General features: G+C 63.7%; 4 protein-coding genes and 1 riboswitch. Of the genes, 2 read left to right on the top strand and 2 right to left on the bottom strand.

Features of this window, described 5'->3' with window-relative positions:
• Positions 1–1,003, bottom strand: a 1,003-nt coding sequence (locus V7E26_RS29195; RefSeq protein ID WP_324422854.1) for an MmgE/PrpD family protein, incomplete at its 3' end; no start/stop codon positions are given.
• On the bottom strand, positions 1,000–1,431 hold the full coding sequence (locus V7E26_RS29190; RefSeq protein WP_324422853.1) for an acyl-CoA thioesterase: 432 nt from the start codon (positions 1,429–1,431) through the stop codon (positions 1,000–1,002). The genes V7E26_RS29195 and V7E26_RS29190, both read right to left, overlap by 4 nt.
• A gap of 131 nt (positions 1,432–1,562) precedes the next feature.
• On the opposite strand from V7E26_RS29190, the gene V7E26_RS29185 reads away from it, so the two are divergent.
• Both V7E26_RS29185 and V7E26_RS29180 read left to right on the top strand, forming a co-directional pair.
• Entirely contained in the window at positions 1,563–2,987 is a 1,425-nt protein-coding gene (locus tag V7E26_RS29185) for a short-chain fatty acyl-CoA regulator family protein (RefSeq protein ID WP_324422852.1), read from the top strand.
• A gap of 64 nt (positions 2,988–3,051) precedes the next feature.
• A riboswitch (cobalamin riboswitch) is annotated at positions 3,052–3,268 on the top strand.
• A 118-nt stretch (positions 3,269–3,386) separates the two neighbouring features.
• Positions 3,387–4,825: ribonucleotide reductase N-terminal alpha domain-containing protein (locus V7E26_RS29180; protein ID WP_324422851.1), on the top strand; the 1,439-nt coding region annotated here is incomplete at its 3' end.

Here is a 4,825-nt window from a genome sequence, read left to right as displayed (position 1 = left end):
GCGGATCGTTGGCGCCGGTGCCGATCACGTAATGGGTGTGATGGCTGGTGTGGATCACGATGCTTTCGATTTTGGAGAGGTCGCCGATTTTCGGCCCCAGCCTGCGGGCGAGATCGATCAGGGCCTGGCTCTGATATTCGGCCGAGTGCTCCTTGGTGTAGGTGTCGAGGATGGCGCGCTTGGGCTCGCCCTTTTCGGGCAGCGGCACCGTGTATTCCGCCTGCGGACCGCCGAGCAGCCAGGCGATGAAGCCGTCCTCGCCTTCGTAAGCCGGCGAGGGCGCGCCTTCGCCGCGCATCACGCGATCGACGGCCTCGATCGCCATCTTGCCGGCGAAGGCCGGCGCGTAGGCCTTCCAGCTCGAGATCTCGCCCTTGCGCGACTGCCGCGTCGTCGTGGTGACGTGCAGCGCCTGCTGGACCGCCTGATAGATCGTCTCGGTGGATAGTCCGAGAAGCGCGCCGATCCCGGCGGCGGCGGAAGGGCCGAGATGGGCGATGTGATCGATCTTGTGCTCATGCAGGCAGATGCCCTTCACGAGATCGACCTGGATTTCATAGGCCGCCGCCAGCCCGCGGACGAGATCGGCGCCCGTCAGCCCGCAGTGCTGGGCAACCGCGAGCACCGGCGGAATGTTGTCGCCGGGATGCGAATAGTCCGCGGCCAGGAAGGTGTCGTGGAAATCGAGCTCGCGGACGGCGACGCCATTGGCCCAGGCGGCCCATTCCGGCGAAATCCTTTGCGAGCGCGTCAGTCCGAACACGGTGGCGCCGGGCTGGAACGGATGCGCCTCGGCCTGCGCTCGTGCGCTGATGACGGGCCGCCGCCCCACTGAAGCTGCGGCGACGGCGGCGTTGTCGATGATGCGGTTGCCCAGCATCTCCACCACCTCGCCTTCCACCGCGACCGGATCGGCGGCGACTTCGGCGATCTTCCAGGCCAGTTGCTCCGCGCGCGGGAGACGATCGGCCGATTTGAATGTTCGAACGTGATGCTGTTTCAAGACGCAGCTTCCTCCTGGATTGGCTCAATCATGGCTGGCCGGACGATCGGGACCGGGCGGCCGAATTCGTTCACCGCGACCATCTCGAACGTGCCGCGCACCGCGGATTTTCGCGCGCCGCTGATCAGGTCCTCGCGGATCATGTCGACCGCAACCGTCATGGATGAGCGGCCGACGCGCACGACGTGGGCAACGAGTTCGACGAGCTCGCCGACATGCACCGGCTCGTGGAATTCTATCCTGTCCGAAGTCGCCATCACGACGCTCTGGCGCGCGTGCCGCGTCGCCGCGATGAATGCCGCCTTGCCCATCAGGCTCAGCGCATGGCCTCCGAACAGGGTGCCGTAATGATTGGCCTGCTCCGGAAACACCATCTCCACGAACCGGGTCTCTTCCGGACGGAAGTTGGGCGATGCCGATGACTGCATTTTCCGCTCCAGACGGCTTGTCATTTCCATCAACTTCGCAATATCTACAAAGATGCCTGGTCGAAACGGCTGAAAAAGCAGAGTCTTGCGAAGAAAGTCGTGTCGACCCGCAAAGTTTGCGAAGGTGCCGGATGAAAAAGACCTTCATGGGTGTGCGGTTGAAGCGGTTGCGGGAGGAGCAGCGGCTGACCCAGGCGGCGCTTGCCGGCAAACTCGGGATCTCCCTGAGCTATCTCAACCAGCTTGAGAACAATCAGCGTCCTCTCACCGTGCCGGTGCTGCTGGCGCTCAACTCGGTGTTCGGCCTGGATGTGCAGTCGTTCGCCGAGGGCGATGAAGCGCGCCTGATTTCGGACCTTCGCGAAGCGCTCGCCGATCCGTCATTGGGAGAAACGATCGCCATCGCAGAACTTCGTGAGCTCGCGCAGAACATGCCGGCCGTTGGCCGTGCGCTGGTCAATCTCAACCGCAAATACCGCGACGCCGCCGAGCAATATGCGGCGCTCTCCGCGCGGCTTGGCGACGACCGTCAGGCCGCGGCAGCGGTGCTGCCGTCCACGCCGTTCGAGGAAGTGCGCGATTTCTTCTATAGGCGGCACAACTACATTGCGGAACTCGATGAAGCCGCGGAAGCGATCGCCGGCCGGATGGAGTTTTCGATCGGGCGGATGACGCCGGGCCTTATCTCGTATCTCAAGAGCCGTCACGGCGTGAATGTTCTGGTGGGCGCGGCCGGCGAACTCGGACCGGGAACGCAACGTCTGTTCGATCCTCGCGCGCGAACGCTGCGGCTTTCAACGAGCCTTCATTCCGGGCAACAGGCGTTCCAGCTTGCGACACAGATCGCCATCCTGGAACTGGACGAGACGATTCGCGCGATCGTCGAACACGCCAAGTTCACCGGCGACGAATCGCGCGGTCTCGCCCGCATCGGTCTGGCGAATTATTTCGCCGGCGCATTGATATTGCCGTACTCGATCTTCTTGAACGAGGCGGAACGATGCCGTTACGACATCGAACTGCTCAGCCAGCTCTTCGGCGTCGGCTTCGAGACGATATGCCATCGGCTGAGCACCCTGCAGCGCCACAATGCGCGCGGCGTGCCGTTCTTCTTCATCCGCGTCGATCGCGCAGGAAATATCTCGAAGCGCCAATCGGCGACCGATTTCCATTTTTCGCGGGTCGGCGGTACCTGCCCTTTGTGGAACGTGTACGAGGCCTTCGCCAGTCCGGGCCGCATCCTCACCCAATTGGCGCGGATGCCTGATGGGCGAGCCTATCTCTGGGTTGCCCGGACGGTGTCGCACGGCAGGGGAGGCTATGGCGCGCCCACCAAGACATTTGCGGTCGCCCTGGGCTGCGATATCAGCCACGCCGCGCGAATCGTTTACTCGGAGGGCCTCAAGATCGATCCGTCGCTGGCGACGCCGATCGGCATGGGCTGCAAGGTCTGCGAGCGGCCGGATTGTCCGCAGCGCGCGTTTCCGCCCGCCGGCCGCTCCCTCAATGTCGACGAGACGCGGTCTTATTTTGCGCCCTACGCCGCGTCACGCTGAAGCGGCAATGTGAATTTCGTGCGTATGTCCCGGATGAGCCATTGACACTTCGTTGCGAATATCACCACATGTAGACCGTCACGGTCCACTGATCGCAAGATTTGGTGGCTAAGAGGGAAGCCGGTGATCGCACGAAAGCCTGCGAGAATCCGGCGCTGCCCCCGCAACTGTAAGCAGTGAGTTGTTCCCGATTTCACGTCACTGATGCGGGCACGCATTGGGAAGACCGGGTGCGACGGTGACCTGCGAGCCAGGAGACCTGCCGCGACAACGAAAAAACGTCCACGGGCGGGGTGTCCCGGCGGTCGCTCGCAGAATCATGCCGGTGCTTTTGCGCCGGGCATTCGATGCAGCGTCGCCCGAAGACATCCAGCCCTAACAACACCACGGGGTCTGCCGATGTCGCAATCTTCTCAACTCGTTTCTCCCGAAGCCAAAGCCGCTCCCTTTCTCGTGATACGTACCGAATCGTCAGCCTCGCAGGACAGCGCGCTGCCGATGCAGGTGATCCGCCGCAACGGCACGGTTTCGAAATTCGACGCCGGCAAGATCTCGATCGCGATGACCAAGGCGTTCCTTGCGGTCGAAGGCCATGGCGCCGCCGCTTCCCGCCGCGTGCATGAAGTCGTCGAGCAACTGACTGCCGAAGTCGTCGGCGCACTGGCGCGCCGCATGAGCGAAGGCCGCACCTTTCATATCGAGGACGTGCAGGACCAGGTCGAACTGGCCCTGATGCGCAGCGAGCACCACAAGGTGGCGCGCGCCTATGTGCTGTATCGCGAGGGGCGCACGCGCCAGCGCGCCGAACAGGTGGCGAATGCCGCCACGGCCGCGGGGGAGCCGGCGCTGCGCGTGACGCTGGCGAGCGGTGTGCAGGTCCCGCTCGACATCGCCCGGCTGACGCTGATCATCAGGGAAGCCTGCGCCGGCCTGGAGGGCGTTGCCGCCGATGCCGTGCTTACGGAGACCCAGCGCAATCTCTATGACGGCATCGGCGAGGATGAACTGGCGCTCGCCTCGGTGATGGCCGCGCGCACGCTGGTGGAGCAGGAGCCGAACTACGCCTATGTCAGCGCGCGGCTCTTGCTCGACAAGCTGCGCAGCGAGGTGCTGTCCTATGTCGGGGGATCGCCGACCAGCGCCTCGCAGGCCGATATGGCCGTGCGCTATGGCGAATATTTCCCGGCCTACATCAGGACCGGCATCAAGGCCGAACTGCTCGACCCTGACCTCGCACGCTTCGATCTGAAGAAACTCGCGGCGGCGCTGAAGCCGGAGCGCGATCTCGCGTTTCAGTTCCTTGGCCTGCAGACGCTGTACGACCGCTATTTCCTGCATGAACGCGGCAATCGCATCGAGCTGCCGCAGGCATTCTTCATGCGCGTCGCCATGGGGCTGGCGCTCCGCGAGATCGATCGGGAAGTGCGCGCCATCGAATTCTATGATCTCCTGTCGTCGTTCGACTTCATGGCCTCGACGCCGACGCTGTTCAACTCCGGCACGCTGCGGCCGCAATTGTCGTCCTGCTTCCTCACCACTATCGCCGACGATCTCGACGGCATCTTCAAGTCGGTCAAGGACAACGCGCTGCTGGCAAAATATTCCGGCGGGCTCGGCAACGACTGGACCCGCGTGCGCGGGCTCGGCGCCCACATCAAGGGCACCAATGGCGAAAGCCAGGGCGTGGTGCCGTTCCTGAAGGTCGCCAACGATACCGCGATCGCTGTCAATCAGGGCGGCAAGCGCAAGGGTGCGGTCTGTGCCTATCTCGAAACCTGGCATATCGACATCGAGGAATTCCTCGACCTGCGCAAGAACACCGGCGACGACCGCCGCCG

The sequence above is a fragment of the Bradyrhizobium sp. genome (assembly GCF_036735945.1).
Taxonomy (GTDB): Bacteria; Pseudomonadota; Alphaproteobacteria; order Rhizobiales; family Xanthobacteraceae; genus Bradyrhizobium.
The sequence above is the reverse complement of the archived record's forward strand: the minus strand, read 5'-3'. Positions and strand labels throughout refer to the sequence as shown.

What these genes read in the sequence shown, in the direction of transcription:
- V7E26_RS29190 (WP_324422853.1), bottom strand. Translation starts at nt 1,431, where the DNA reads ATGCAGTCATCGGCATCGCCCAACTTCCGTCCGGAAGAGACCCGGTTC.
- V7E26_RS29185 (WP_324422852.1), top strand. Translation starts at nt 1,563, where the DNA reads ATGAAAAAGACCTTCATGGGTGTGCGGTTGAAGCGGTTGCGGGAGGAG.